The sequence below is a fragment of the Candidatus Viadribacter manganicus genome, from assembly GCF_001679665.1.
GTDB classification, from domain to species: Bacteria; Pseudomonadota; Alphaproteobacteria; order Caulobacterales; family Aquidulcibacteraceae; genus Vitreimonas; species Vitreimonas manganica.
The window spans coordinates 2,489,019-2,515,121 of sequence record NZ_CP013244.1 but is presented as its reverse complement, the minus strand read 5'-3'; the positions used below and the strand labels follow the sequence as shown (position 1 = coordinate 2,515,121).

Below are 26,103 nucleotides of genomic sequence, written 5' to 3'. Positions count from 1 at the left end.
CTCCTATTCAGCGGCTTTCAGTTTCGAAAGATGTGGGTCCGCGATGTTGGGGGATGCATCCAATGGCCTCTCGTCGTCGCGCATCACAACGTAAATCGCCGGGATCACCAGCACCGTAAGCAGTGTCGATGAGGCAAGACCGAAGAGCAGTGAGATCGCGAGCCCCTGAAAGATCGGATCGAACAGAATGACGGTCGCGCCGATCATTGCGGCAAGCGCCGTAAGCATGATTGGCTTGAACCGGATGGCCCCGGCTTCCAGCAAGACGTCGCGGAGCGGTCGCTCCACCGTTTTGGCATGACGGATGAAGTCCACCAGCAGAATCGAATTTCGGACGATGATGCCCGCGAGCGCGATGAAGCCGATCATCGATGTCGCCGTGAATGGCGCATTGAAGAGGATGTGCCCGATCACGATGCCAATGAGTGTGAGCGGTATCGGCGTCAAAATGACCAGAGGCAGTTTGAAGCTTTTGAACTGCGCCACCACGAGAATGTAGATAGCGAGGATCGCCACCATGAACGCTGCGCCCATATCGCGGAAGGTCACGTAAGTGATCTCCCACTCACCATCCCACAAAATCGAAGGCGCGTTCTCGTTCGCGGGCTGGCCATGCATTAGGATTTGCGGCCGCTCTACAGCGCCCCAATCGTGCTCGCGCACGAGCCGCTCCACATCGAGCATTCCGTAGATCGGCGCCTCATACGCGCCGGCAAGTTCCGCCATCACCATTTCGGCGTAGCGACCGTTGCGGCGGAAGATGGGATATGATCCCTCTTCCTCCTGCACCGACACCAACTCGCCCAGTTCGACGAGGCGCGCCCCGTTCTGCGTCGCCGCAACCGGCATCGACGCCAAGTTCTGGTTCCAAGACCGCGCTGATTGCGGCAGTCGCAGCGCGATCTCGATTGGATTGCGTCCTTCACCGCGATGCGAGTAGCCAATCACTTGACCGCCCATCGCGACCGCAACGCTATCCATCATGTCGCGTTCGGAGACGCCGAAGAATTCTATCTGCTCGCGGTTGGGCGTGAGGCGCAGGCGAGGCCGCGGAACGCCATAACCATTGTCGATATCCACCAGATACGGAACCTGGCGAAAGATGTCCTGCAGCTGTCGCGCCGTCTCGCGGCGGGTTCGCGCATCTGGACCATACACTTCCGCCAGCAACGTCGCGATAACTGGCGGACCAGGCGGCACCTCGACGATGCGGATGACCGATCCTTCCGGCAACGAGAGAGCCTGGAGGCGCCGGCGCAGATCAAGTGCGATGGCGTGGCTCGTACGGCTGCGCTCGCCTTTTGGCAGCAGGGTCAATTGCAGATCACCCAATTCCGGGCGCTGGCGCATATAGTAGTGCCGAACGAGGCCGTTGAAGTTGAAGGGCGCAGCCGTGCCTGCATACGCATCCACGGATACGACTTCGGGCACACTTTGGGAAATGCCGGCAGCTTCGATGAGGACGCGCTCGGTGGCCTCTAGTGAGGCGCCCTCAGGCAGATCGACAACAACTTGCACTTCGGACTTGTTGTCGAACGGCAGCAGCTTCACACGCACTGTGCGTGTGGCGAACAGCGTGCAGGCAACCAAAGTCGCGACACCAACAATGACCAAAAACCGACGCGCTCCTTTGCGGGAGCGAATAATGGGCGCGGCGACGCGGCGATAAAGCCGCCCGAACAAGCCTTCTTCGTCGTGCCGGTGCGCTGCCCCTTGCGCCGTAGCGGCCTCATTCTTCGGCGCAAACTTGAGCATCAGCCAAGGAGCGATGACGACTGCGACGAAGAATGAAAACAGCATTGCTGCCGAGGCATTGGCCGGGATCGGCGCCATGTAGGGCCCCATCAATCCGGAAACGAACATCATTGGCAGCAACGCCGCTACGACAGTGAGCGTTGCGACGATTGTCGGATTTCCAACTTCGGCGACGGCCGCGATGGCGGCGTCGACGCGCGAACGGCCATCACGCGCGGCCCAATGGCGCGCGATATTCTCGATGATTACGATTGCGTCGTCGACGAGAATGCCAATGGAGAAAATGACGGCGAACAGGCTGACGCGATTGATCGTATAGCCCATGAGATTAGACGCGAAGAGCGTGAGTAGGATCGTGGTCGGGATCACCACCGCCGTCACCATCGCCTCGCGTCGCCCAATAGCGAAGAAAATCAGCGCAACAATGGAGAGCGTCGCCAAGCCAAGGTGCAACAGCAGCTCGTTCGCCTTTTCATTCGCGGTCTCGCCGTAATTGCGCGTGATGGCGACGTCTACGCCTTGTGGGATCAAGCTTCCTTCCAGCGCTCTCAACCGCGCCTCGATGGCCTGAGAAACCACGACGGCATTGGCGCCGTCTCGCTTGGCGACGGCGATACTTACCGCCGGCGCCATGCGTTGATGTTCGCCGTCGCGCGTGAAGCGCCAAACACGAGCTTGGTCCTCGCGAGGCCCGAGAGTCACCTCGGCGATATCACGGATATAGACGGTTCGGCCGTCAGCCGCTTGCACCGTAAGCAGGCCGATCTCCGCCGGATCATCCAACGTTTGGCCAACGGCGGTGGAGTTTGTGCCCTCGCGTCCACGCAGATCTCCGCCGGGAAACGCGCGGTTCGCATTGCTGACGGCTTCAATGACGCGGCCCAGCGGTACGCCGTAAAGAGCGAGGCGACCGGGGTCAGGGGCGACGCGAATTTCCTGTGGCCGCCCTCCAACGATGAAGGTGAGACCCACATCGTCTACCTTCATCAGCTCGCTCTGAAGCTCATCAGCGACCCGATAAAGCGCACTATCATCCCACCGATCCGCGGCCATCGCGCTCGGAGAGAGTGTGATCACCATGATCGGAACATCGTTGACGCCGCGCGCCACGATCTGCGGCTCTGGTATGCCAACCGGAATACGATCGTAGTTAGCTCTGATTTCCTGCTGGATGCGAACGATCGCATCGTCGGGATCAGTGCCAACGAGAAAGCGCGCCGTTACGAGGGCACGATCATCTTCTGTCTGGCTGTAGACGTGCTCGACACCCTCGATGCCCCTTACGATCGTCTCAAGCGGCTTGGTTATGAGTTCCACAGCGTCGGGCGCACGCAGGCCGTCAGCCCGCACGCTGATGTCCACGAGAGGCACCGAAATTTGCGGCTCTTCTTCGCGCGGTATGGTGAACAGCGCGAGCAGCCCTACCGCGAGCGCCGTCAACAAGAATAGCGGCGTGAGCGGCGAACGGATCGTGCCCTTCGTCAGCGAACCGGAGATCCCGAGGCTCATGTCCGCGCCTCAGGAGGAACTATGACATCCCCTGGTTCAAGACCGGATAGTATTTCCACACCATCCGCCATCGCCTCCGTTGGCACGGCGCTGCCGCGTTGGACCGGCGCATCAATGACAGCGCCTTCTGCGCGCATGAGGCGCACATAGTCGACACCGTACCTAGTCTGGATATAGCGCGCCGGGATGACGATCGCCTCGCGTTGGCCTGCTGGGATTAGGACACGCACGCGCGCTCCGACAAACCCGCCTTCAAGTCCGCGCGCATCCAAATCGGCCATAACGCGGCCGTTCTCAATCGCGGGGTAGACTTGGCGCACGCGCACAGAGAGCGCCTCTGCGCCCTCATCTGTGCTGAGAATGCGGATGTCCTGCCCTTCTTGAATGTACTGCGCTTGGCCTTCAGGAAGTTCCAAGCGAAGCACGCGCGCACCGGTGGCGATCGCGACGACAACTTCGCCAGGCATCACCACGGCGCCTTGTGGGATCGGCGCGCGTGTAACTCGACCATCCGCAGGCGCAAGCACTCGTCCCTGCGCGCTGGCCTCAGAGAGGGCGCCGCCCTGCGAACGCGCGGCGCGCAGTTGGGCCTCCGCCGCGCGTGTATCCGCATTGATCTGATCCATGCGCGCCTGGGCGAGGAAACCGCGGTCGAACAACACTTGAAAGCGCGCTTGATCGGCCCGCGCGCGCTCTGCGGCCGCTTCGGCTGCAGCCACAGTGGCTGCGCCAGCCTGCGCCTCGAGCGCTAAGCGCTGATCGCTAATGATCGCGACGACCTGACCGCGGCGCACCTGATCGCCTTCGCGCACCAAGAGGCGACTGAGCGTGCCCCCGATGCGGGCGCGCGCATCCCCAACATCACGGCTTGTTAGGATTGCCGACACCGTCTTGTAGTCGGGAACCGCCGCTCGCTGGATCAACAATTGCTCTCCAGCCGGGGCAGAAGGCGCATGCGCGACAGGCAGCTGGCGCCCGCAGGCGCCAAGCAGAACCAGTGCTGCAAGCAATCCTTGAACCCGTCTCATCGCCGACTCCTCGTCTGACCCTGCGACGCTACGGCTCTCCTGACCTTGCGTGAGATCAAGGCGGCAGCTGCCGGAACAGCGATATTCTCAGCACAGCAGACTCGCATACTTGCGTATATACGCATGTTCTAATATATATGCAACGACGCTCCGAGCGTCGGGAGGAAACAAGATGGCGACCGTTGCAATACTTGGCGCCGGTCTAGGCGGAGTTCTGGCGGCCTATGAGATCAAAGCCGAAGCGAGCGCCTCAGACAGAATCGTCCTCATTTCCAAGGGCGATACCTACCACTTTGTACCCTCCAATCCGTGGGTGGCAGTGAGCTGGCGTGATCGCGACGCCATCGAAGTGCAGCTGCCCTCCGTGATGAAACGCAAGGGTATCGAGTTCCTGTCGATGGGCGCAAAGCGCGTCCATCCTGCTGAAAACCGGCTTGAGCTGAGCGATGGGACGTCGCTCGTTTACGACTATCTCGTCATCGCAACAGGGCCCGATCTCGCGTTCGACGAGATCGAGGGCCTCGGACCCGAACGGTTCACCCAATCGATCTGCCACGTGGATCACGCGGAACGCACAGCAACTGCATTTGACGTATTCTGCGACGCGCCCGGTCCCATCGTAGTCGGCGCCGTTCAGGGCGCATCCTGTTACGGACCTGCCTACGAGTTCGCGATGATCCTCGACACTGAGCTGCGCCGCCGTAAGCTGCGTGACCAAGTGCCGATGACGTTCGTAACCGCCGAACCTTACGTTGGCCACCTTGGTCTTGATGGAGTTGGCGATACGAAGGGCTTGCTCGAAAGCGAAATGCGCGAGCGGCACATCAAATGGATCACCAACGCGCGCGTCGCCAAAGTTGAAGCCGGCAAGATGAAAGTTGAAGAGCTAAGCGACGACGGCGCCGTCAAGACCACCCACGAACTGCCCTTCAAGTTCTCGATGATGCTCCCGGCCTTCCGAGGCGTTCCAGCGATCTCGGGTATCGAAGGGTTGGTCAACCCGCGCGGGTTCGTCATTGTCGATAAATACCAGCGCAATCCCACCTATCCGAATGTGTTTGGTATTGGCGTCGCGGTTGCCATTCCACCAACGGGCAAGACGCCCGTTCCTGTTGGCGTCCCCAAAACCGGCTTCATGATTGAGTCCATGGTCACCGCCACGGCCAAGAACATCGGCGCATTGCTACGCAAGAAAGCGCCGCAAGAACAAGCGACGTGGAACGCGGTCTGCCTCGCCGACTTCGGGGATGAAGGCGTTGCGTTCATCGCCCAGCCACAAATCCCCCCGCGCAATGTCAATTGGTCCGCCCACGGCAAATGGGTGCATCTCGCAAAAGAGCAGTTCGAGAAATACTTCCTCGGCAAGCTTCGGCGCGGCCAAAGCGAGACATTTTACGAGGCGCTCGCTCTCAAGGTTTTAGGCATCGCCAAACTGAAAGAGACCAAACGATGAGCCAAGTTGCCTGTCCCTCTTGCGGCGTCGGCAATCGCATCGGCGCTGGCGATCCGCACGCCGCCAAGTGCGGTCGTTGTGGCGAAAAACTCTTCACAGGCGCGCCGATCGATGTCGATGACGCCGCCTTCGCGGCGCACCTCAAACTCACCTCGGCGCCGGTGCTGGTCGATGTCTGGGCGCCCTGGTGCGGCCCGTGCCGCATGATGGCGCCCACTTTCGCTGCGGCCGCTCAGCACTTCGAACCCGATGTGCGTTTCTTGAAACTCAACGCCGATCAAACGCGCGCCCCGGCCCAACTTGGTGTTCGCGGCATTCCCGCGCTCATCCTCTTCCACAACGGCCGCGAGGTTGCTCGCCAAGCGGGCTTAATGACGGCCGACCAATTGAACGCATGGCTTAGCCGCGCACTGGCGCCGCTCTCTGTTACGGAGAAACAATCATGACAATTGATCGTGCAGTTTTCGCATTCGCCGGCATCGTGGTGCTGACCGGATTGACGCTGGCCATTTGGGTTCACCCCTATTGGGTGCTCTTGTCAGCCTTCGCCGGTCTCAACATGTTTCAATCGGCGTTCACGGGATTTTGCCCGGCGGCGATGGTTTTCAAACGGCTGGGTTTCAAGCCGGGCACTTTATTCAAGTAAACATCACTTGCCGCCATACAATTCGCACAGCGCACCGACCAGCTTCTGGGCCGTCGGATTGGCAAGTCGATAGTAAACGTTCTGACCTTCTCGCCGAGTTGCAACAAGACCATGCGCGCGGAGCTTTGCCAAATGCTGCGACAGCGCAGACTGGGTGAGGTTCACATACTCGCCCAATTCAGAAACTGCCATTTCATCAGCGCTTAGCCGGCAAAGGATGATGAGCCGCTGATCGTTCGCGAGTAATTTGAGAAGCTCCGCGGCCTCACCGGCCCTGCTCTCAAGATCTCGTATTGCTCTCTTGCTTTTCGTCGCCGTCGCCATCAAACGCTCCTGCGACATATATTAGCATCAACGCATGTTTTGCCAACTCCTTGATGCGGATCAAATCCGCGCAATGCGCCCTGCCGCAAATAAGGAAGATGAGCACGCTTACCTTTCCCTTCTTGCGCGCGACCGAGAAACACTCGGACGCGCCGCAACGTTCGAGCACACCGGATCGGGTCCTGGCGCCGCTCCCCGAGAACCTCACCACCGAGCGCGTACTCGCGATCAAACATTACACCGACCGCCTCTTCCGTTTTCGGATCACACGCCCCGCAGCGTTTCGGTTCCGCGCCGGAGAGTTTGTGATGATTGGCCTGCGCACGGAGGACCGCCCGCTTCTGCGAGCCTATTCAATCGCTTCGCCGCCTTGGGACGATACGCTTGAATTCTATTCAATCATCGCTCCAAGCGGACCGCTAACATCGCGCCTCTGCCACATCAAACCGGGCGACGAAGTGCTCATGGCGCGGAAGCCCACCGGCACACTGGTGCTTGATGCGCTGACGCCGGCCAGTAGACTCTTCGTGCTATCCACCGGGACAGGTTTCGCACCCTTCGCCAGCCTTCTGCGCGAGCCTGAAACCTATACAAAATTCGAAAAGATAATCGTGACGCACACTTGCCGCGAAGCGGCCGAGCTTCGCTACAGCGAGGACATCGTCAACGCGCTGCCCGAAGATCCCTTGATCGGTGAAGCGGCCGCATTGCATGTCATGCGCTACGCCACATGCACACGCACCTCGTGCCACCGCTCCGGCCGGGTAACGGATCTCATTGGGTCGGGCAAGATGTTCTCCGATCTCAGCATCGCGCCCCTAAACCCAGCCAGTGATCGCGTTATGGTCTGCGGCTCCCTGCCCTTCATCCACGACATGCAGGCGATCCTAAACGCCAAAAACTTCGTCGAAGGCTCGAATGCGGCTCCCGCCGATTTCGTCGTCGAGAAAGCGTTCGTCGGCTGAAAGGAACCAAGTGCTGAAAGACTGGCCTAGGATGGCGCAGGAACTGAACACACTCGTGTCGCGACTGAGGGGGCGGCAGAGTGATGTCATGCGCGCCTTTAGCCAGCAAGCGCAGGCTGCGCTGAAGCCGACGACACTAGACACAAAAACAAAGGAACTCATCGCGCTTGCGGTCTCCGTTGCAATTCGCTGCGACCCTTGCATCACGTTTCACGCCAAGGCCGCGGTCGCTGCTGGCGCAAGCGATGAGGAGATCGGCGATGCTATGGGAGTCGCGATCTACATGGGCGCAGGTCCCAGTGTGATGTACGCGGCTCAAGCTCTCGAAGCCGTCCAGCAATGGCGCACTGGAGATGCTGGAGATAAGGACTGAAACATCGGAACAATGTTGAACTTGGTCGTCACGGCCGAAACCGGACCAACGGGACTACCCTTCGGTGAACACGTTCCAAGGATCCCGGCGCGCCGACTTGGCGCTCCATCCAACGGTGAAGCCCATTGGCTTAGTCGCCGACGCCATCCTCGATGTCACCAAGCGTGGCGAAATCGTTCTCGACACCTTCTTGGGCTCGGGCACCACCTTGATTGCGTGCGAGCGAACCGGCCGGCGTTGCCGAGGCGTCGAGTTAGCTCCGGGATATGTCGATGTCGCGATGACGCGCTGGAGCGCCATGACCGGCCTCAAGCCCGAGCTGATCGAAGACCTAGCTCCGGTGCATCCAACTGATCTGAACTGCGTGGAAGGAGTGCCGTGATGTCCAAACGACCCAACGACGAACGGGCGGACGAAGCTGTTGGCTATTGCAGTCCGCCCAAACACTCGCGGTTCAAGCCTGGCCAGAGTGGCAACCCTCACGGACGGAAGCCGCGACAGGTGGCGCTCAACGATATCGTCGAGGAAGTCGCAACGACGCGGGTTCAGGTGACCGTGGATGGTCGCGTGCGCACAATGCCCGCGCTCAAGGCGATCCTAATGCTCGAAGTACGCAAAGCGTTGCAGGGCGACGGCAAAGCCAGCCGCTTCGTCCTAGAGACTTTCGAAAGCCGAGGCCTTGGCGGCGCCGTCAAAGGAAGACAGGACGATTTTGCCACTCACATTGCTGGCGCACGCGAAAGGCTCGCGAAGGTGGTGGAGCGGGCATTGGCAAACGTTGAACCGATCACGCCAGATCCGTCGCTACCTCCCGGTCAACCTGGATCGCAGTATCGGTGGCAAGGACGCGAGAGCGGGTGGTGCAACCGTCTGCTCGCGCACCACGGCTACGGTGCCTTCCGCGTCGCTATAACGGCTATCTCGACATGATATTTGGGGTCGGCGAGTCTTGCCTCAACAGTGGCGCGGGTGGGCGTTGCGCCGGGCGCGACCCATTTGTCCCAAACCGAATTCATCTCTGCGAAGCTGCCGATATCCGCGAGCCAGATGTTGGCCGAAATGATGTGAGCCTTGTCGCTGCCGGCGCTATCGAGCAGCGCATCGATCCGAGAAAGAACAGCTGCCGTTTGCTCCTCTACGGTATCCCTTTTCGTCTTATCGACTTGCCCAGACAGGAAGATTAGGTCGCCATGTACGACCGCCTGACTCATCCGCTCCGTTGTCTCGAAACGCTGCATACTCACCGTCCTTGAGGTCGTCGGCCGCTCCTGCTGGATCTGGCTGTCCGACCACGCTCCTGACCAAACCCGCGCAATGAGCGGTCCGGCGAATTGATACGTGACCACCCCGCTAACCCCGTCAGCGCGTCGCTCATGCCCATAGAGAGATTCATGATCGACCACGAAAGGTGGTGCGACGATACGCGTAGTGATGCGCGCGTTTAGGCGTGGGTTTGCTTCAAACAGCGCCCCGTAGCGTGCACGCGCGGCCTCGCGGCCTTCGAACCGCAAGGCATTGGGGAAATCAAAGAACTGCCAGTCTTCAGTGAAGAAACTGAGGAAGCGATCGAGATCATGGTCGTTATACGCGGCCACCTGGGCATCGATCAAAGCGCCGATATCAAGCTGCCCGCTCATGCCTGCGCCGCCTTGTTCTCACCAAACGGATCTTCGTCAAAAGGCCACATCGGTCGCGGAATGCGCTTCAAAGGCAACTTTCGGATGTCGGAAATGCACACGCCCGGTGAATCAATCGGGATATCCTCGGCGAAGTGTTGCTCGAACATGATACGATAGTGCTGCGCAGACTTCACGACGATCACTCGCTTTGTCGCGAGATTAACGCCCAGATCGGTGAATAAATCTGGTCCGAACGTTTGGCGCTTATGGTCCGTGACAACAATCTCAAGGCCGTCGGTGACAAGCGCGGCCGTGGTACCCATTGGGATTTCACCGCCGCTCGTGGTTTGCTTGGCGTGCGAGTTCACAGCTTTGACCACCACGTCGAGATCCAACGGTTCGCCCGATAGCGCGCAGGCTTTTCCTCCGATGCGCATCGACAAGCGCGCGCCGACGCCCGCCTCTACTGCAAAGCGGGTCGCGAGCGGATCCCATAAAGCGCCCCAAGCTATGTTGCGGACGCCCGCGTCCAGCAGCGCGCGCACCGCATAGGTTGCATCGCCCGGTGCGCCACAATCGGGATTGTCGGAGATGTCCGCTAACAGAATCGGAGCGTGTTTAGCTGCTAGCACCCGCTCCACTGCTTCCTGCAGTGGCACTGCGCGCGCATGTGCAATGCCGCGCATGCTAAACAACTCCATGCCCAAGCGCTCGGCGAGTGCATCGCCCTCGGCGTGAGCATTGTCGGTGATGACTACGATTTTGGCGCCCATGAAAGGCACATCACCGCGTCGCCAGCTGTGGCAGACGGAAATACTGAGAACGTTGCCCTGCTCCAGCGCCCGCATACGATCGACGAAGCTGCGCATCGGCTCGCGATTGGTCTGAAACACATCCGCCATCCGGCAATCGAACACCGAGGTTTCAGCTCGCACCTCGCGCCGAGCTATACGTACAAGCAGGTCGACAAGCTCGCGCGAGCGCTCATCGATGTCGGTGTGCGGATTTTCGCGGTAGAACAGCAACGCGTCGGCGTATCGCTGCATCTCAGGCGACAAATGACTGTGCGGGTCGAATACGGCGCCAACCGTGACGCTCGGACCGACGATCTCTCTAACGCGCGCGAGGATGTCGCCTTCACAATCGTCATACCCGAACGCCATCATGGCGCCGTGCATGGATAGCGCGACGATGTCGACCGGCCCCGCCGCACGCAATTGTTCGAGCAATTCATCGCGCAGGGATTCGTAGACATCTCGGCGCACCAAGCCACCCGGAGGAGCATGTGCGTAGAGGCCGCACACAACATCAAGCCCAAGTTCGCGCGCCCGCACCGGAATGGGCTCCGCGGCCACTGCCGGCCCCCGCAATAGACCGCCCGCTTCAAACGATTCCAACCCAATTGGGATTGGCGAAAATGAATTCGTTTCCGTCGCCAGTCCGCCAAAAAACAACTTCATCTCGACCTCGATCGTTGCGTCGCGCTGGCCGCCACGAAACCTTGGATAAGATTATGATCGGCGGCGCTGAGCAGGAACTCGGGATGCCATTGCACGCCCAAGAAAAATGGATGTCGCTGAACTTCAAGTGCTTCTATCAGGCCGTCATCGGAAACCGCGGCCGCGACAGCCTCCGCGCCCGTTTCGACGACCCCCTGCCGGTGCAGACTATTCACGACGATACGCGCGTCCTTCACCAATGCGCCCAACATGGTGTTGGGACGAACCTCCAAATCGTGCGCGAGGAAATTTGCTGGCGGGGCGAGATGCGCGCCCCAGGCCGCTCGCTCGGCGGCAAGGTTCACGACAAGCTTGCCGCCCAGAATGGAGTTCATGACCTGAAAGCCGCCGCAAATGCCAAGCGTGGGCATATCGCGGTTGAGACAGGCACGCGCGAGCGCAAGCTCAAACGACGCTCGCGTCCGAAATGCGCTCTCGCCCAGTTCGTTCGACGCTTCGGCCGAGATCAGGGTCAACGGATCAGGAAACTGATAGCCGCCGCCAGCGATAAGCACCCCATCGACCATATCAAGAAACGTGTCGATCGCATCGATATGGTGCGGCAGGATTATGGGCGCGGCGCCTACCTCGGCGAGCGCGCGATGAATCTGGCTGTCCGACATGTAGGCATAGCGTGGCGGAACGGCGCTATCGCGCAGTTCGACGCCTGCGGTGACGCCGATACGTGGTTGGACGTCCATACCGCGACTCATCTTTGGCAGGCGCGCACAAATCCGTCGAAGATGAGTTGATCGGCAGGCGTCAGATCAAACTCTGGGTGCCATTGGACGCCTAAGCAAAAGCGATATTGTGGCGCCTCGATTGCCTCGACGATGCCGTCGTCCGCTGAAGCGCTCACAACGACGTCTGGTCCAACTTCAATGATACCTTGGCGATGCAGACTGTTAACGGCGAACGTGTTTGCCCCGGTTAAGCGATGAAGCAGCGTGTTTTCCAAGACCGCCACATCGTGGCTTAACTTGTTGAACGGAGGGTCGCGATGTCGCGACCAGGCAGGATTGGCCTCGGCTAGGCTGACAACTAACTTACCCCCGAGGACAGCGTTTAGAGTCTGCACGCCCCCGCATACTGCCAATACAGGCATGTCTCGCTTTAGCGCTGCTTCAATCAAGGCCCACTCAAAAGCAACGCGCGCGCGCTTTTCGTTGGGCGCCTGTGAGTCGTTGGGATTGATCAACTTCACGGAGTCTTGAAATTGATAGCCCCCGCCCGAAATCACGATCCCGTCCAACGCATCGAGATAATCTTCAACAGCGCTCGGATCATGGACGAGCATGAATGACAGAGCGCGCGCCTTTTTCAGCGCTACAAAATTCTGAGCATCCAAGAAATAGAAAGCGCGAGAGGGATTGCCTTCACGCCATTCGTTGTCGGGCGAAATTCCTATCCGCGGCTTGGCCATTTTCTTTGATTCTATTTGGCGAATAGGCGCGGCAGCTGGACAGGTCCTGCCGCGCCTTCCCCATCGCCCCTAGTACCTGAAGCCGAGTTCAATGCCAGCCACGCGTGGGCGTGCATAGTCGACCGATTGGATCGTGCCTGCTGCGTTGGTAACCCGGCTCACCAGGATCTCTTCGTCCGTCACATTATTGGCGAACAGCGCTGCCCGAATGTGTCCGTCGGCGCTGAGATAGGTCAGCCGAGCATTGAAGACGTCTGTCTCTGGGATTTCCATGCGCGTGTCATTGGTCCGCTCCGTGAAGTATGTGGAGACGTGCCTGTAGTCGCCACGCGCCGTCAGCGATCCCATGCTGCCCAACGCAAATGTATACTCGGCGAATGCACCCGCCGTGAAATCCGGCGCACCGTTCAGCTCATTGCCTGTAAACACCAATGGCGGAGCGCCAGGCTGAACGTAGTCAGTATATTCGGTGTCCACCCACCCAAATACGCCGCCAAAATTGAAGTCCTCGGTTGGAGACGCGCGGAATTCAAGCTCAGCTCCCCGCGCCTCAGCCGCAGCTGCATTTGTCACAACGCTGGCGAACAAACCCGGCGCGAACGGTGGCGGCAACGGCACGCGCGTTGCGACCTGCAGATCGTCATACTCAATCTGGAAGATCGAACCGTTTACTTGAAGGCGGCCGTCAAACCACTGTGTCTTGGCGCCAGCTTCGGTGCTGAGAAGACTTTCAGAGTCAAAACGCAATTGTCCAAAGTTAGTGATTACCGCGGAGGTCTGAGGCTCAACGTTCCAGCCACCACTGCGATAACCACGGGCCGCCGTGATGTAGAACATCAAGTCGTCGGTGGGTTCGTAACGGAGGCCGATCGTGGGCGAGACATCGTTGTCAGACTGACTGTCGTGACCTGGCGCGATGAAAGGCACAAACCCAACAATACCCGTCTGTTGATAAGACAGGTCTTTGTCTTCGTCTGTAAATCGGATGCCGGCGTTCAGCGTTAGCTGATCGGTGATATGGAAATCGAGATTTCCGTAGGCCGCAATCGAGGTTGTTTCGATGTTCCCGAAGATCGACGCTGAGCCCAAACCAATGATTTGCCCATCGGTTCGACCATAGATGGTTTGGTCGTAGAAATAGGCTCCTAGAACATAGTCCCAACGGCCACCGGTTGGCGAAGCCAGACGGAATTCCTGGCTAAACTGTTCTTGATCACTCACTTGGGTAGTAATCTGCGAAACGGTCGGCGTTCCGTCGCTATCGGTCCTGCGGTCGTTATTTGCCCACCGATAGGCGCTGATTGAGGTCAGCTGGTGGCCACCGAGAACATCTACCTCTACAGTGGCCGACAAACCGCCGACATCACGCCGAGACAACGGCTCGACATCAACGTTCGTGGTGTAAGGATCGGGCGTTGAGAATGCACCAACGGTCCTCCGCGAATTGGTCCCCACGCTGTCGTCGCGCAGAGCGTCAGCAGCGAGCGTGATCCGCCATGACCCACCGGGCTCCAGGAGGAATTTCAGACGGCCGCCTTGGGTGTCATCCGTTCCAATATCATTGCCGGTGGCTACGTTATGAATGTAACCATCTCGCTGGATGCTAAAGAGCGAAAGGCTGGCAGCGGCAGAATCACCCAGCGGCGTAGAGCCGTAGAAAGAGCCCGTCCGCTCACCTAGCTCCGCGATGCGTCCGTTAAGTTCGAAGTGAGCTTCGTCTAAGTCAGGCTGGCGCGTAATCACGTTGATCGCGCCCATGATGCTGTTTCGCCCGTACAGCGTTCCTTGTGGCCCACGTAGAAACTCGACCCGGTCAAGATCAGGAATTTCCTGATTGAATGACGTCAGCCGGCCTTGGATCACGCCATCGACGTAAACACCCAATCCAGATTCCGTGCCGACGTTTTGCCGTGCTTGCGATTCAAGACCGCGCACGGTCACGCGCGTCAGTGAATTGTTTTCGCTTCCCGTAAAGAGCACGTTAGGTGTCGCGGCCTCGAGGTCCCGGACCCGATTGGCGCCACGCGCTTGCGCTTCATCTGCACCCACAACCGAGAGCGAGGCCGGCACGTCCTGGGCGGACTCTTCACGCCGCCGCGCCGTCACGATGATGTCTTCTGAACTCGCGCCGTCCTGCGCAAAGCTTGGCGTCGGCGCCAAAGCGAGCATCAACGCATTCGCCGACAGCACGCCTGTCGATAAGAGCTTCCACTTCATATCCGCCTCCCCTTGCGCGACCGCCACACCGCCTGGCCGTTGCCTTTGCGATACCATCATTGACCAACCGCTTGGTCAATACTTGAAAATCGAGAGATCTCGCCCGTCGTAAAAATGTCACCTCTAGAGCTGGATCAGTGCTTCCCCGGCGATCGTCTGCACGCCCGACTGCGTCGTCACAGCCAGCTTGATGCGCGCCACGCGTTCACCGCCTTGATCGAATATTTCTTCTACGCGGCCTGTCAGCGTCAGCTGCGCATTGACCGGAGTGATAGCGAGAAAACGGACAGACCAAGTTCGCAATCTCTCCTGCGGCGCCCACTGGGTCAGCAGGCGTCCGAGGTATCCGACTGAAAGCATGCCATGCGCGAACACATCCTCTAGACCTGCCGCACGCGCAAAATCGGTATCGATGTGAATCGGGTTGGGATCGCCTGACGCGCCCGCAAAAAGCGCCAACGTGGTTCGCGTTATCGGGCCGCACTGAAGCGAGGGGAGGTCTTGGCCAATCTCAACCATGACGCACCACCAATGTCGTTATCAACCGCCCACGCCTTTGTTCGCCCGCGAAGACATCAGTAGCGCGCTCAACAAACTCCAGAGCGCCGCCGCGCTTCTCGTAAATCTCTGTAATCGCCGATTTGAGCGTCAGCGTCTCGCCAGCAAAAATCAGCCCGTCATGCTCGAAGCGCTGCTCGCCATGCAAAATCTTGCTGAGATCTACGCCGAGGTCGACGACCCAAGGATGATCGGCCTCAGCGAAGAGCAATAGGGAGAAGAGATAGCTTGGCGGCACAACAAGATCCGGATGCCCCCGCTGGCGCGCCGCCTCGACGTCAAAATAGAGCGAATTGGTTTCGCCAATCGAGCGGGCAAAGGCGCTGAGTGGCCCGCGTTCGACTAATATCGATCGAGAATGAGTTCGGCCGATCAAGTCAGGGCTGATCAAGGCTCTCTCCCCGCCCTCAGCGTGACCGAATAGGTTGATCCGTCAGATGCAGTCTGCGTCCAGGTGTCTCCGACCGATTTTCCATCGACGTAATGCGCACAAGCGCGTGTTCCACCCGCTGGCGTCCGGCAGATCTGATCACCATCGACCTCGAACACGCCGCTCACAACGACGCCGCTTGGGAGCACAACAGAATACGTCCCATCGGGATTGAAGTAATAGCGCGCCTGAGCGCCGCTCGCGAGCGTCGCGACTAAAGTGTTGCCGTAGGAATTTTCAATCGTGTCGGGCGAACCGGCCGTTGCGCAGGCCGAGAGAGCGAAAACAAGCATGAAAGTGAGAAGTTTCAGCGAACGCATGTGCTTTACACTGGCTGATAGATTGTGACGACGCACGCGCCGCCGAGCCCAAGATTGTGTTGCATCGCGGTGCGCGCGCCCTCGACTTGGCGGTCCTTGGCGTCCCCACGCAACTGCCAAACGAGTTCCGCGCATTGCGCTAAACCCGTCGCGCCGAGTGGGTGCCCCTTAGACAATAAGCCGCCGGACGGATTGGTGACGACTTTGCCGCCATATGTGTTGTCGCCATCCCATATGAAGCGCTCAGCGCCCCCAGATTCAGCAAGCCCCAGGGCTTCGTAGGTCAACAATTCGTTGGCAGTGAAGCAATCATGCAATTCGACCACGTCGACAGCATCGGGCCCAACGCCAGCTGCTTCGTAGGCATCTTGAGCGGCCAGACGCGCCATGTCGTAACCGACCATCGAGATCATTGAGCCACTGTCGAAACTGGTTTCTGGATCGGTGCGCATGCTTTGCGCCACGATCTCCACCGCGCGGCCGCCTAGCCGCTTCAGCGCGCTTTCCGACACAACGATCGCAGCCGCCGCTCCGCACGTGGGCGGGCAACATTGGAGGCGCGTCAACGGACCGAAAATCGGCGGTGAGGCCATAATCTGCTCAACGCTGAGATGCTCGCGGAAAATCGCAAACGGATTGCGCGCCGCATGCGTGCGCGCTTTCTCCGAAATCTTGGCGAAGGTTTCAGTGCGTGCGCCGTATTTGTCCTGATACTCAAGACCCGCGCCACCAAACATACGTGCGGCGATGGGCGCGTTGGGGTCATCCTTGGGATTGCTGAGCACGATCCGCTCGTGCTCCTCCATGATAGACTTGCGATCGGAATAAGTGACGCCCAGAGCGCCCGGATTCATCTGCTCAAAACCGAGTGCGAGTGCGATATCGACCGCGCCACTGGCGACAGCCTGGCGGGCGAGAAACAACGCTGTCGATCCTGTCGCACAAGCGTTGTTGACATTGATGACCGGAATAGAGCTGTGCCCAAGTCGATACACGGCCTTCTGCCCGGAGGTGGAGTCACCGTAGACAAAGCCTACGTAAGCTTGCTGCACGGCAGCATACTCAATTCCGGCGTCCGCGAGCGCGAGCCGCGCTGCGTCTTCGCCCATCTCGTCATAGGAGAGCCCGCGTCCCGGCTTGGCGAACGGCACCATGCCAACGCCCAGAACATAAGCCTTACCGGCCATGAGCATCTCCTTTTTTTCATTTATTGACCGTTCGTTCAATCGATGCAAGAGCTAATTTCGCGCGAGGATGGTGCGAGGCGAGGGACGATGAATTTCGCGTTTTCGAGCGAGCACCAAGCGTTCGCTGAAAGCGTAACGCGAGCGCTTGAGCGCGCCTGCCCTTTGGCAGAGGTGCGCGCGGCGCTCTCACAACCGGACTGGCGCTTTCATCTATCCGCTTGGGACAATCTGCGCGATCTTGGCGTGTTGGCGGCAGCGTTGCCCGAGGAATACGGGGGCGCGCACGATGTTATCGCGCTCGCGGCGGCGGCCGAGGCCGTAGGCGCAACTCTGGCGCCGGCGCCTGTGGGCTCAGCACTCTATTTGTTCGGCCTCACCTTGCTCAGTGAGGGCGACCTCGGATCAAAATCGAAATGGCTCGCCGCGTTGGCACAGGGCGCAACCGTCGGGGCAGGCTATTTCGGGTCGGGCCTTCGCGTCACCAACGGTCGGGTAACAGGAAACGCCCGGCCCGTCTTCGATGGACTTGCCGCGCAAGTGCTCATCGTTCGCGCCAATGATGGCGATGCGGCATCTCTTTTTCTGGTGTCTCTCGACGAGAGCGGGGGCATGGAGAAGCGCCCGCTGCGTACTCTGGACGCTTCGAAGCCGGCGGCCGAGATTATCTTCGCCGACTGCCCTGCGATCAGACTTGGTGGCGAAGATAGCGTCCAACGCGCCAAGGACCGCGCCGCCACGTTGCTCGCGTTTGAGCAAATTGGAGGCGCTGGCGCAGCGCTAGCGATCGCGCGCGCTTACGTATCAGACAGAGCCGCTTTTGGGCGCGCGATCGGCTCGTACCAATCGATTAAGCATGCTCTGGCAGATGTGTGGGTCAAGCTCGAGACGGCTCGGGGGCATGCGTATTATGCGCTTTGGGCCATGACCTCCGGCGGCGAAGATTTTCCTCTAGCTGCGGCTGCCGCGCATGTCAGCGCCAGCGATGCGTTCGAGATGGCCGCGCGCGTATGCGTCCATGTGCACGGCGGAATCGGGTTCACCTGGGACGCGGCTCCTCAGCTCTACTATCGCCGCGCACGCGCGCTTTCAGCTTTTCTGGGTTCAACACAGGCTTGGCGCGACGACCTCGGGCGGCGCCTGATTGATGGGGAACGGCCGCGCCGCTGAATTCGATGCACCTAAATGACACTCCCGATCAAGCCGCCTACCGAGCCGCCGCGCGTGCGTGGCTCAGCGCCAACGCAGAGCTACGCCGCGATGGCGACGACCTCGCTGGATTTCGCGCGCTACCGGATGCAGAAAAGCTACCGCGCGCGCGCGCCTGGCAAGCCAAGAAGGCGGCGGAGGGATACGCAGCCATCATGATGGCGCCGGCCTTGGGCGGCGCGGGCGGCACACCGATTCAGCACATCATCTACAGGCAAGAAGAAGCGCGCTATCGTGTGCCGTTTGGCGTGTACGAAATCGGTCTTGGCATGTGCTTGCCGACGATTGCGAGCCTCGCGCCCACCTTAGCGCAACGCTATGTGCCGCCCGGCATTCGCGGCGAAGAAGTGTGGTGCCAGTTATTTTCCGAACCGAGCGCGGGCTCGGACTTGGCAGCGCTGCAGACGCGTGCACGACGTGAGGGCGACCACTGGATCGTCAATGGTCAGAAAATCTGGACCAGCGGCGCGCATTTTTCAGACTACGGCATTCTGCTCGCGCGCACCGACCCGAACGCGCCCAAGCATGCAGGGCTCACCATGTTCGTTGTCGACATGAAGGCCCCTGGGATAAGCGTACGCCCGCTCCGGCAGATGAGCGGAGAACGCGATTTCAACGAAGTCTTCTTCGACAACGTGACAATCTTGGACAGCCATCGCGTCACCGCGCCGGGTGCGGGCTGGCAGGGCGCGCTCACGACGCTGATGTTCGAACGCATGAATGTCGGCGCAGACATTGGCTTGATCGATTGGCGGGCCGCCGCCCGTTATGCGCGGGAACGTAAGGCCGACGACGCCGTTACGCGCGCAAAAGTCGCCGATTGGTACATCGAATCTCAGGGCGTAAATCTTTTCGCTTACCGCACTCTCACGGCCCTCAGTGGCGGCGAAACCCCTGGTCCCGAGCAATCAATCGGCAAGCTTGTCACCGCGCGGCAAGCGCAGGATGTCGCGCAATTTCTCCTCGACGCTCTAGCGGAAGACGGCGCGCTCTGCGAGGAACATCACGGAGAGATGTGGGCGGCTGTTGAGCGGGCTTGGTGTTGGGGAGCGGGCATGCGAATAGCTGGCGGCGGCGATGAGATTTTGCGCAACGTCATCGCTGAGCGCGTGTTGCACTTGCCGGGTGAGCCGCGAACCGACAAGGGACCGCGCCTAAAGGCGCGGGAACAAATTTGAACGAAAACGCGGCCAACCCAATGCCGATGCACAAATGGCTCTGAGGTGCGCCACACTGAATGCGCTCCCCTGCTGCAAGAGACTATAGCCGCACTCAGTTAGCGCATCGGCGATCGCTCCAAAGTGTTCGGAGGCGGGCTCGACTTCATCGGTCTCGACGCCGGTCCAATATGCGGCCACTCCTCGCGAAAATCCTTCGGCGCGCAAAACCGTTGTCAAGCGTGCCGGCCCCAGCAGCGATGAGTGCCGATCAATTTCCGCACGCATGGCGTCGTGCATAACTCCGGCAACGCTTATTCGAGAAGACAACAGACACCGCTCGCCTTGCGCGCGCGCCGCAGCCACGACATCACCAAGACTCCGATCGCCCGCGCCGCAGACCAGTTCGATACAGCCGAATGTCGACAAGAGTCCCGGTGTTAGCACCGTCACGGGCGTGTCTCCGCCAATGGGCGCACGCGCCGCAGCACGTTCAGCGAAGAACAATTCGCGCAAGGTTTGCGATTGCACCGACTGCCGGAGAGTTTCAAACAGCGTGTGTTCGATTTTCAGCGCCTCACTCAATGAAGCGTCAAAACCTGCCCTCATCGCATCCAACGCAGCCAACGGCGCGTCAAAGCCAGGCTGCGCCACGGCCAGCCCTGCCTGATAGGCGGCTACTTTATCGCGCGCACCATCGTCACGCCAACGCAGGTGTAATGCCCGGCGTTTGGCAAGGTGAGCGCTTCGCTTTTTCACCCAACGCTCGGCATTGTCTTCGATCGCATCAATGAGGCCATGGGCCAGCGCGGTCGGCGTATCGATCGGCGTTCCCGAAGCCATCAGTTCGGCAGCAAACTTGGGACCACAGAGGCGTGGCGTAATCTGCGTGCCGCCGAACGTTGGGATAAGCCCGAGTTGGATTTCTGGATATCCAAGACGCGCGCTGGGATTGGCCACACGAGCATCGCACATCAATGCCAGCAACAGTCCCCCGCCAAGCACCTGCCCTTGCAAATCGGCAATCACGGGAGCGCGAACCGTCGCAATCAACTGTTCGATGTCGAGCAGATCGGGCGCCGCCACGGGCTGATCGAGTTCAGCGATGTCCGCGCCCGAAACAAAGCGGCCTTTATCACCGGTCAGGAGAATGGCTTGGACCGGCGCATTAGCAACGCTGCGAAGCGCGTCAACTAGGGCTCGCCGAAGTTGCAAACCCAATGCGTTGACGGGGGGATTGTTCACGGCGAGAACGAGGATGTTGCCGCGTCGAGTCGTGCTGATGAGATTTGCCGCAGGACGATCCATGCAAAAATCGATTGCATCACCTGAACGGTTGGTCAATGATTGACCGCTAGCGACCAGACAGGCGGAGTTGAATCTTGGCAGGTGTGAGAGCGCGCGATCATGACGACAAACGTCAGATGATCCTAGAGCGCACCGCCCAATTGTTTGCCCGACAAGGCTTTCACGGCACGTCGACGGCGGAGATTTCTGCGGCGTGTAACGCGTCCAAATCGTGGATTTATCACTACTTCGATTCCAAAGAAGCAATCCTCTACGAGCTGCTCGACGAATTCATGGAAATGTACGTCGGGCGCATCGAGGGCGCCGTTAGCGCCGCGCGCACACCTGCAGATCGGTTGCGCGCCTATATGCGCGAAGCTCTCGCTGTCCTCATCGCATATCGGATAAACTACGCACGACTCTTTGGCGACGTCGACGCGCTGCCGCCAAAACAGCAGCGCAGTATCCGCGATCGCGAACGCGCGATTTCGGAAAGTCTACGCGACATTCTGATCGAGCTGCGACCGGAACTGAAGCGCCATGAAACCCTTCTGATGCCAATCACATTGCTGTCGATGGGCTCGCTGGTTTGGAGCCACACTTGGTTTGATCCAAAGGGCCCGGTTTCGCTGGATCGATTGGTAGATCTAGCGACCGCCCTGCTCGTCAGTGGATTGGACGGTGCGCTCGCAGTAGCGGAGGCGCAGAATTGATGAACAAGGATTTGAGATTTGACGGGCGCGTCGCACTCGTCACAGGCGCCGGCGGTGGCCTTGGGCGCGAGCATGCGCGGTTGCTCGCCGCGCGTGGCGCAAAAGTGTTGGTCAACGACCTAACCCAAGCCGAAGCAACCGTGCAGGATATTGTCGGCGCCGGCGGCGCGGCGATGGCGAACACCGAGTCAGTCATCGACGGAGGGCGCATCGTAGAAGCCGCGCTGGACGCTTTCGGCCGCGTCGACATCGTCGTCAATAATGCGGGATTCTTACGCGACACAGCCTTTCACAACATGTCCGATAAAGATTGGGGTGACATTTATGAAGTGCACCTGCTCGGCGCATTTCGTGTAACGCGGGCCGCTTGGCCGCACATGCGCACCCAGGGGTATGGCCGCGTCGTAAACACTTCTTCGGCCGCCGGAATTTACGGCAATTTCGGCCAGACTAATTATTCCAGCATGAAGTTGGCGCTGCATGGATTTACGCAGGCCCTTGCCGTTGAAGGCCGCTCCAAGAATGTGCACGCCAATACCATCGCCCCGGCTGCGGATTCACAGCTTACGCGGACGGTAATGAGCGAAGAGCAATTGCGCCCCATGCGCCCAGAATATGTGAGCCCGCTCGCGGCTTGGCTCTGCCACGAAGAGTGTGCTGAGACCGGCGCTCTCTTCGAAGCGGGTGGCGGTTGGTTCGGCAAGTTGCGCTGGCAACGCAGCGACGGCGCTAGGCTTGATGCTGCGAACCTGACCATTGAGAGTGTACGCGAAGCATGGCCGCGGATCGCCGGCTTTGAACACGCTCATTTCCCAGGGTCGATGGCAGAAGGCATGGCGCCTTTTGCAGAAATCATGAACCCGGCCTAGGCAGAAATGATCCGCACAACGTTCGACAGCTTAAGCGGTGTCGCGCGGGTCTCTCTTGCAACGCCTGAGCGCGCCAACGCGCTGACGCCAGACGACATTCGTGCGCTGGCTCAAGCGGTTGAAGCGGCCGGACGCGAGCCAGAGCTGCGTTGTCTCGTCCTTGATGCTGACGGCGACACGTTTTCCGCCGGCGCAGACCTTGATGCGCTGGCGCATGTGTCCACCGAAGCGCTGCTGGCGTCCGCAGCCGACGATTTCTCCCATCTTGCACAAATGTTCGCTGCCTGCCCGGCGCCAACCCTCTGCGCTCTCAATGGACCAGCAGTCGGCGGCGGCGCGGGTGTCGCGCTATTGGCCGACGTGATCGTTGCCAGCGCTAGCGCGAAGTTGATTTTTCCGTTCGCGCGCCTGGGACTGGTGCCTGACTCTGGATTGACCAAGATTGTCACCACCGCCTTGGGCCCTAGTCGAACGCGTCTGCTGTTCTTAAGCGGCGGCGCGATTGACGCAGCGCCGGCGTTTCAGGCCGGATTGGTGTCACAATGCGTCCCAGCGGACGAGTTCGCCACTGCTGTAGCGAAGTCGATCTCGATACTCAGCCGCACGCCCCTCGGCCTTGCGCCCGCATTGCGCGCGCTGATTGATGATTGCAGTGAACGAAGCCTGCGCGAGCAGATCGTTCTTGAAGCGCGCGCACAGGCTGAACGCTTGAGTCTGCCACAGACGCGCAGCGCAATCGCTGCTGCGCTGGCGACTATGCGCCAACCGCGGTGAACAAAGACGCCGCCGCCAGTTCCTTGACAAGCTTCGCCGCAAGAATGGCCGTGACACCATTTTGATCCCGGCTGGGATTGAGTTCGACAACATCAGCGCCAACCAGCGGCGCGTCGAGCGCCAACACCCAATTGATCACTTGGCGCGGACTCAACCCACCAGGCTCATGATGCGACACGCCCGGAGCAAACGCTGGATCAAATGCGTCAAGATCAATGCTGACGTAGAGCGGGCCAGCGAATTGTGGCATCCGCCAAGATTCCACTGTGCGCATCTCAACAGACTCAACACCAAAGCGCGCCACCTGGGCGCGTTGGTGCGCATTCATTGTTCGTATGCCGACCTGCACGAGTTTCGTAGCGAAACCTCGCTCCATGATCCTCGCGAAGGGCGACGCATGGGACCGCGGATCGCCGTCAAAGTCGTCGTAAAGGTCCGGGTGCGCATCGAAATGCAGGATCTGAACTGGCCCCAAGCGATTTGCGATGGCCTCTACAATCGGAAACGTCACTGAATGATCGCCGCCCAATGAAAGCGGCATCGCGCCAACGTCGAGACTTTCCGTAATCGCGCGGATGATGCCCGCAGCATCCTGGTCATCTTCGTTGAGTGGAACGTCGCCGCAATCGACGAGGTCGATCTCGCGACCGATCTCCAACCCGCGCTCGCTCGCCAAATTGCTATGATCGCTCGCGAGAGCCTTGCGAATGAAACCCGGTGCTGCCGCTGCGCCTCGCAAGTAAGAGGAGTGCGAATCGGTCGGCAGCCCTCGAAGATGGACGAGGCGCTTTGCAGTATCCGTCATGCCCCCGCCTGTGGCCGCTCAAACGGACGCGGGAGCTGACGCTGATCCTTATCCGCACCAAGGCTCGAGCCATTGAGGCATACGAGCAAAATCGCCACGGCGCATTCCGCCAGAGTCCAGCCGCGTAAGGTGACCTCGCCCATGGTCCAGACGGGATGACCAGCGCGCGCAACGTTAACAACGAATTCGTTGTTGACCGCATGCGCGAGAATGCCCGACCAGACGCTACCGCCGAGCTTGAAGTACAGGAATGTTGCGATGATCGAGGTGGCGATGCAGCCGGGTATGAAATCGACCTGCTTATAAAGAAACGCCATCAGCGCGCCATCAGCGCCACTGGTCAAGGGTGCTATCTCGCGCGGCAAATGCCAAGCCGCCCAAAGAAGACCGAGAATGACGCTGGCGAGTAGCGGGTTGAAGCGTTGCAGTAACATCGGCAGCGCGAACCCACGCCAACCCATTTCCTCCAAAAGCGGGCCGCTGCTCAGCAGCAACGCGATGACAAAGCCGCCAAGCGCGAGCAATGGTGTCGGCCCGAAGCGCGCGACAGTTTCAGTGATGGCCGCGGCGCTTCCCGTGAACGACAGATAAACAAGATAGACGCAGACGATGGTCAGGAACCACAGCACCACTAGCGCCCACACGCCTAAGCCAACGCGCCAGGAAATACCTCGCCAAGGCGCAAGACGCGCAACCCAACGTGACAAACCGCCCGGCCCATATGCAATCGCGATTACGATGAACGCGGCTAGTGTCGGTGCGGCGGGAAAGAGAATGGCGTTCCACAACACTGGCTCTCGGAGCGAATACTCGATGCCAATGATGATGTCAGCGCGCTGATTGTTGGCGATTATCTCCCTTAGAGCGACGCCAAGCGCGCCGGGGTCGGTGGCGCGGATAGCCATCGCGACAAGCGCGATAGCGACCGCCAGGACGAAGAAGAGCGCGAGAGCTCTCGATCTGAACAATTGCCCCACTTTAGGCGCTCCTCGAAATCTTGAAGCTCACGGTGCGAACGGATGCGACTCTTGCCGATAATCCTTGTCGGCGCCGAGATTTCCACGGGTGAGGATGATCAGACCTACCGCGATTGCGATCTCAATGAGATTGAGCATGCCCAGCGGAAATGCGCCGATCATGATATCCGGCACCGCAACACGCATGACGTTGACGGACATTTCATTGTGAAACGCGTGGGCAATTACTCCACCCCAGACGCTGCCGCCGAGTTTGAAATAAAGGAAGGTGGCTACAACCGACGACGCAATACAGCCCGGAAAGAAATTCATCTGCTTGAAGAGAAAAGCCGTCCACACGCCATCAGCCCCGCTCATCAGCGGCCCAATTTCACGCGGCAAGTGCCACGCCGCCCACAACGTCCCCAAGATCACACTGGCCAAGAGCGGCGTGAAGCGCGTGAGCAGCACGGGCAGCGCGAAACCGCGCCACCCCATTTCTTCAAGCAACGGACCACTGCTGAGTACAAGCGCTAGCGCCAAGCCACCAAGCGCGAGCAAAGGCGTTGCACCAAATCGTTCAACTGTGGGCGCAATCTCCGCCACACCGCCACTCGAAGCCATGACGATAAAGAACACACCAACCATAGCAAAGAAGGCGATCAGCGCGAGCAACCAAACCCCGACGCCTCGCTGCCAAGACACGCCGCGCCACGGCAGCGCCCGCGCAAACCATCGCGAGGGGCCACCCGGACCGTAAGCGATGGCGATGACGATGAATGCAGCAATGGTCGGCGCTGCGGGAAACAAAATTGCGTTCCACAGCACCGGCGTCTCGAGACAATACTGGATGCTGCTGATGATGTCCGCTTTCTGATTTGCGGCGAACATGGTGCGGAGCGCCTGGCCTAGCGCGGCCGGGTCGGTGGCGCGAATTGCCATCGAGATGAGCGCGACCACCACAGCCAGAATGAAGAAAACGATAAGCGCGCGGCTCTGCACAAAGGCCTTCATTACAACTCCTCCCCCA

At 59.8% G+C, this 26,103-nt stretch carries 27 protein-coding genes and 2 pseudogenes; 12 read left to right on the top strand and 17 right to left on the bottom strand.

Features of this window, described 5'->3' with window-relative positions; genetic code table 11:
- Positions 1-3 precede the first annotated feature (3 nt).
- Positions 4-3,264 (bottom strand): efflux RND transporter permease subunit, encoded by a 3,261-nt coding sequence (locus ATE48_RS12870; protein WP_066772131.1) that lies wholly within the window; start codon positions 3,262-3,264, stop codon positions 4-6.
- Positions 3,261-4,292: an efflux RND transporter periplasmic adaptor subunit gene (locus ATE48_RS12865; RefSeq protein ID WP_066772128.1), complete on the bottom strand. Its 1,032-nt coding sequence runs from the start codon at positions 4,290-4,292 to the stop codon at positions 3,261-3,263. Before ATE48_RS12865 ends, ATE48_RS12870 begins: the two co-directional genes overlap by 4 nt.
- Before the next feature lie 172 nt (positions 4,293-4,464).
- On the opposite strand from ATE48_RS12865, the gene ATE48_RS12860 reads away from it, so the two are divergent.
- Genes ATE48_RS12860 through ATE48_RS12850 form a run of 3 tightly spaced genes read left to right on the top strand, consistent with a single transcriptional unit; the run spans position 4,465 to position 6,391 of the window.
- Positions 4,465-5,745 (top strand): NAD(P)/FAD-dependent oxidoreductase, encoded by a 1,281-nt coding sequence (locus ATE48_RS12860; protein ID WP_066772126.1) that lies wholly within the window; start codon positions 4,465-4,467, stop codon positions 5,743-5,745.
- Positions 5,742-6,191, top strand: a complete 450-nt coding sequence (locus ATE48_RS12855; protein ID WP_066772124.1) for a thioredoxin family protein — start codon at positions 5,742-5,744, stop codon at positions 6,189-6,191. The genes ATE48_RS12860 and ATE48_RS12855 overlap by 4 nt, the downstream gene beginning before the upstream one ends.
- Positions 6,188-6,391, top strand: coding sequence for a YgaP family membrane protein (locus tag ATE48_RS12850; RefSeq protein WP_066772122.1), 204 nt, complete (start codon positions 6,188-6,190; stop codon positions 6,389-6,391). The genes ATE48_RS12855 and ATE48_RS12850 overlap by 4 nt, the downstream gene beginning before the upstream one ends.
- A 3-nt stretch (positions 6,392-6,394) precedes the next feature.
- Here ATE48_RS12850 and ATE48_RS12845 read toward each other — a convergent pair whose 3' ends face one another.
- Entirely contained in the window at positions 6,395-6,715 is a 321-nt protein-coding gene (locus ATE48_RS12845) for an ArsR/SmtB family transcription factor (protein ID WP_066772120.1), read from the bottom strand.
- Between the two features lie 98 nt (positions 6,716-6,813).
- Here ATE48_RS12845 and ATE48_RS12840 point away from each other — a divergent pair, with 98 nt between their 5' ends.
- From ATE48_RS12840 to ATE48_RS12825, 4 genes and pseudogenes are all read left to right on the top strand, one after another.
- Positions 6,814-7,680 carry a ferredoxin--NADP reductase gene (locus ATE48_RS12840; protein ID WP_083197335.1) on the top strand — a complete coding sequence of 289 codons (867 nt, stop codon included), beginning with the start codon at positions 6,814-6,816 and terminating at the stop codon, positions 7,678-7,680.
- Between the two features lie 10 nt (positions 7,681-7,690).
- Positions 7,691-8,053 carry a carboxymuconolactone decarboxylase family protein gene (locus ATE48_RS12835; RefSeq protein WP_066772118.1) on the top strand — a complete coding sequence of 121 codons (363 nt, stop codon included), beginning with the start codon at positions 7,691-7,693 and terminating at the stop codon, positions 8,051-8,053.
- Between the two features lie 2 nt (positions 8,054-8,055).
- A pseudogene (locus tag ATE48_RS12830) lies at positions 8,056-8,435 on the top strand (DNA-methyltransferase); the annotation flags it as partial.
- Positions 8,435-8,983 carry a DUF5681 domain-containing protein gene (locus ATE48_RS12825; protein ID WP_156767756.1) on the top strand — a complete coding sequence of 183 codons (549 nt, stop codon included), beginning with the start codon at positions 8,435-8,437 and terminating at the stop codon, positions 8,981-8,983. The pseudogene ATE48_RS12830 and the gene ATE48_RS12825, both read left to right, overlap by 1 nt.
- Here the strand turns inward: ATE48_RS12825 and ATE48_RS20465 are convergent.
- The 10 genes and pseudogenes from ATE48_RS20465 to ATE48_RS12780 all read right to left on the bottom strand — a co-directional run bounded on the left by ATE48_RS20465 (position 8,941) and on the right by ATE48_RS12780 (position 17,306).
- Positions 8,941-9,297, bottom strand: coding sequence for a RidA family protein (locus ATE48_RS20465; protein ID WP_066775039.1), 357 nt, complete (start codon positions 9,295-9,297; stop codon positions 8,941-8,943). The genes ATE48_RS12825 and ATE48_RS20465 overlap by 43 nt on opposite strands.
- 75 nt (positions 9,298-9,372) lie before the next feature.
- Positions 9,373-9,690, bottom strand: a pseudogene (locus ATE48_RS20460) (nuclear transport factor 2 family protein); the annotation flags it as partial.
- The gene (locus ATE48_RS12815; RefSeq protein WP_066772112.1) at positions 9,687-11,132 is read right to left on the bottom strand and encodes a M81 family metallopeptidase; all 1,446 of its coding nucleotides are present in this window, start codon (positions 11,130-11,132) and stop codon (positions 9,687-9,689) included. The gene ATE48_RS12815 and the pseudogene ATE48_RS20460, both read right to left, overlap by 4 nt.
- Positions 11,129-11,872: a gamma-glutamyl-gamma-aminobutyrate hydrolase family protein gene (locus ATE48_RS12810; protein ID WP_066772111.1), complete on the bottom strand. Its 744-nt coding sequence runs from the start codon at positions 11,870-11,872 to the stop codon at positions 11,129-11,131. The genes ATE48_RS12815 and ATE48_RS12810 overlap by 4 nt, the downstream gene beginning before the upstream one ends.
- 8 nt (positions 11,873-11,880) lie before the next feature.
- Positions 11,881-12,594, bottom strand: a complete 714-nt coding sequence (locus ATE48_RS12805; RefSeq protein WP_066772110.1) for a gamma-glutamyl-gamma-aminobutyrate hydrolase family protein — start codon at positions 12,592-12,594, stop codon at positions 11,881-11,883.
- Between the two features lie 69 nt (positions 12,595-12,663).
- The gene (locus ATE48_RS12800) at positions 12,664-14,811 is read right to left on the bottom strand and encodes a TonB-dependent receptor (protein WP_228126610.1); all 2,148 of its coding nucleotides are present in this window, start codon (positions 14,809-14,811) and stop codon (positions 12,664-12,666) included.
- A 123-nt stretch (positions 14,812-14,934) separates the two neighbouring features.
- Positions 14,935-15,330, bottom strand: a complete 396-nt coding sequence (locus tag ATE48_RS12795; protein ID WP_066772107.1) for a MaoC/PaaZ C-terminal domain-containing protein — start codon at positions 15,328-15,330, stop codon at positions 14,935-14,937.
- Positions 15,323-15,760: a MaoC family dehydratase N-terminal domain-containing protein gene (locus tag ATE48_RS12790; protein WP_066772105.1), complete on the bottom strand. Its 438-nt coding sequence runs from the start codon at positions 15,758-15,760 to the stop codon at positions 15,323-15,325. The genes ATE48_RS12795 and ATE48_RS12790 overlap by 8 nt, the downstream gene beginning before the upstream one ends.
- Entirely contained in the window at positions 15,757-16,119 is a 363-nt protein-coding gene (locus ATE48_RS12785; protein WP_066772103.1) for a hypothetical protein, read from the bottom strand. The genes ATE48_RS12790 and ATE48_RS12785 overlap by 4 nt, the downstream gene beginning before the upstream one ends.
- Before the next feature lie 5 nt (positions 16,120-16,124).
- Positions 16,125-17,306: a lipid-transfer protein gene (locus tag ATE48_RS12780; protein ID WP_066775036.1), complete on the bottom strand. Its 1,182-nt coding sequence runs from the start codon at positions 17,304-17,306 to the stop codon at positions 16,125-16,127.
- A gap of 87 nt (positions 17,307-17,393) precedes the next feature.
- Between ATE48_RS12780 and ATE48_RS12775 the strand changes: the two genes are divergently transcribed.
- The gene (locus ATE48_RS12775) at positions 17,394-18,473 is read left to right on the top strand and encodes an acyl-CoA dehydrogenase family protein (protein ID WP_066772101.1); all 1,080 of its coding nucleotides are present in this window, start codon (positions 17,394-17,396) and stop codon (positions 18,471-18,473) included.
- Between the two features lie 5 nt (positions 18,474-18,478).
- Positions 18,479-19,690 (top strand): acyl-CoA dehydrogenase family protein, encoded by a 1,212-nt coding sequence (locus ATE48_RS12770; RefSeq protein WP_066772100.1) that lies wholly within the window; start codon positions 18,479-18,481, stop codon positions 19,688-19,690.
- Here the strand turns inward: ATE48_RS12770 and ATE48_RS12765 are convergent.
- A complete protein-coding gene (locus ATE48_RS12765; protein ID WP_228126609.1) occupies positions 19,667-21,223 on the bottom strand; it encodes an enoyl-CoA hydratase/isomerase family protein in 1,557 nt (518 codons plus the stop codon). The genes ATE48_RS12770 and ATE48_RS12765 overlap by 24 nt on opposite strands.
- On the opposite strand from ATE48_RS12765, the gene ATE48_RS12760 reads away from it, so the two are divergent.
- From ATE48_RS12760 to ATE48_RS12750, 3 genes are read left to right on the top strand one after another with little or no spacing between them, the layout of a single operon-like run.
- The gene (locus ATE48_RS12760) at positions 21,118-21,669 is read left to right on the top strand and encodes a TetR/AcrR family transcriptional regulator (RefSeq protein WP_418219395.1); all 552 of its coding nucleotides are present in this window, start codon (positions 21,118-21,120) and stop codon (positions 21,667-21,669) included. The genes ATE48_RS12765 and ATE48_RS12760 overlap by 106 nt on opposite strands.
- A complete protein-coding gene (locus tag ATE48_RS12755; protein WP_066772094.1) occupies positions 21,669-22,538 on the top strand; it encodes an SDR family oxidoreductase in 870 nt (289 codons plus the stop codon). The genes ATE48_RS12760 and ATE48_RS12755 overlap by 1 nt, the downstream gene beginning before the upstream one ends.
- A 6-nt stretch (positions 22,539-22,544) precedes the next feature.
- Complete coding sequence (locus tag ATE48_RS12750; protein WP_066772092.1) at positions 22,545-23,312, top strand: enoyl-CoA hydratase/isomerase family protein; 768 nt, start codon at positions 22,545-22,547, stop codon at positions 23,310-23,312.
- On the opposite strand, the gene speB is transcribed toward ATE48_RS12750, so the two are convergent.
- Genes speB through ATE48_RS12735 form a run of 3 tightly spaced genes read right to left on the bottom strand, consistent with a single transcriptional unit; the run spans position 23,293 to position 26,087 of the window.
- Positions 23,293-24,117, bottom strand: a complete 825-nt coding sequence (gene speB / locus ATE48_RS12745; RefSeq protein ID WP_066772090.1) for an agmatinase — start codon at positions 24,115-24,117, stop codon at positions 23,293-23,295. The two genes, ATE48_RS12750 and speB, sit on opposite strands and share 20 nt — an antisense overlap.
- Positions 24,114-25,085, bottom strand: a complete 972-nt coding sequence (locus ATE48_RS12740; protein WP_156767754.1) for a CPBP family intramembrane glutamic endopeptidase — start codon at positions 25,083-25,085, stop codon at positions 24,114-24,116. The genes speB and ATE48_RS12740 overlap by 4 nt, the downstream gene beginning before the upstream one ends.
- A 36-nt stretch (positions 25,086-25,121) precedes the next feature.
- Entirely contained in the window at positions 25,122-26,087 is a 966-nt protein-coding gene (locus ATE48_RS12735) for a CPBP family intramembrane glutamic endopeptidase (RefSeq protein WP_066772085.1), read from the bottom strand.
- Positions 26,088-26,103: the final 16 nt, after the last annotated feature.

Bases quoted from the DNA above. Each gene is read 5' to 3' on its own strand.
- ATE48_RS12770 (WP_066772100.1), top strand. From the start codon at position 18,479: ATGCACCTAAATGACACTCCCGATCAAGCCGCCTACCGAGCCGCCGCG.
- ATE48_RS12865 (WP_066772128.1), bottom strand. From the start codon at position 4,292: ATGAGACGGGTTCAAGGATTGCTTGCAGCACTGGTTCTGCTTGGCGCC.
- ATE48_RS12755 (WP_066772094.1), top strand. From the start codon at position 21,669: ATGAACAAGGATTTGAGATTTGACGGGCGCGTCGCACTCGTCACAGGC.
- ATE48_RS12815 (WP_066772112.1), bottom strand. From the start codon at position 11,132: ATGAAGTTGTTTTTTGGCGGACTGGCGACGGAAACGAATTCATTTTCG.
- ATE48_RS12870 (WP_066772131.1), bottom strand. From the start codon at position 3,264: ATGAGCCTCGGGATCTCCGGTTCGCTGACGAAGGGCACGATCCGTTCG.
- ATE48_RS12805 (WP_066772110.1), bottom strand. From the start codon at position 12,594: ATGGCCAAGCCGCGGATAGGAATTTCGCCCGACAACGAATGGCGTGAA.
- ATE48_RS12860 (WP_066772126.1), top strand. From the start codon at position 4,465: ATGGCGACCGTTGCAATACTTGGCGCCGGTCTAGGCGGAGTTCTGGCG.
- ATE48_RS12825 (WP_156767756.1), top strand. From the start codon at position 8,435: ATGTCCAAACGACCCAACGACGAACGGGCGGACGAAGCTGTTGGCTAT.
- ATE48_RS12855 (WP_066772124.1), top strand. From the start codon at position 5,742: ATGAGCCAAGTTGCCTGTCCCTCTTGCGGCGTCGGCAATCGCATCGGC.
- ATE48_RS12850 (WP_066772122.1), top strand. From the start codon at position 6,188: ATGACAATTGATCGTGCAGTTTTCGCATTCGCCGGCATCGTGGTGCTG.
- ATE48_RS12800 (WP_228126610.1), bottom strand. From the start codon at position 14,811: ATGAAGTGGAAGCTCTTATCGACAGGCGTGCTGTCGGCGAATGCGTTG.
- ATE48_RS12795 (WP_066772107.1), bottom strand. From the start codon at position 15,330: ATGGTTGAGATTGGCCAAGACCTCCCCTCGCTTCAGTGCGGCCCGATA.
- ATE48_RS12840 (WP_083197335.1), top strand. From the start codon at position 6,814: ATGAGCACGCTTACCTTTCCCTTCTTGCGCGCGACCGAGAAACACTCG.
- ATE48_RS12810 (WP_066772111.1), bottom strand. From the start codon at position 11,872: ATGGACGTCCAACCACGTATCGGCGTCACCGCAGGCGTCGAACTGCGC.
- ATE48_RS12750 (WP_066772092.1), top strand. From the start codon at position 22,545: ATGATCCGCACAACGTTCGACAGCTTAAGCGGTGTCGCGCGGGTCTCT.
- ATE48_RS12735 (WP_066772085.1), bottom strand. From the start codon at position 26,087: ATGAAGGCCTTTGTGCAGAGCCGCGCGCTTATCGTTTTCTTCATTCTG.
- ATE48_RS12775 (WP_066772101.1), top strand. From the start codon at position 17,394: ATGAATTTCGCGTTTTCGAGCGAGCACCAAGCGTTCGCTGAAAGCGTA.
- ATE48_RS12780 (WP_066775036.1), bottom strand. From the start codon at position 17,306: ATGGCCGGTAAGGCTTATGTTCTGGGCGTTGGCATGGTGCCGTTCGCC.
- ATE48_RS12785 (WP_066772103.1), bottom strand. From the start codon at position 16,119: ATGCGTTCGCTGAAACTTCTCACTTTCATGCTTGTTTTCGCTCTCTCG.
- speB (WP_066772090.1), bottom strand. From the start codon at position 24,117: ATGACGGATACTGCAAAGCGCCTCGTCCATCTTCGAGGGCTGCCGACC.
- ATE48_RS12845 (WP_066772120.1), bottom strand. From the start codon at position 6,715: ATGGCGACGGCGACGAAAAGCAAGAGAGCAATACGAGATCTTGAGAGC.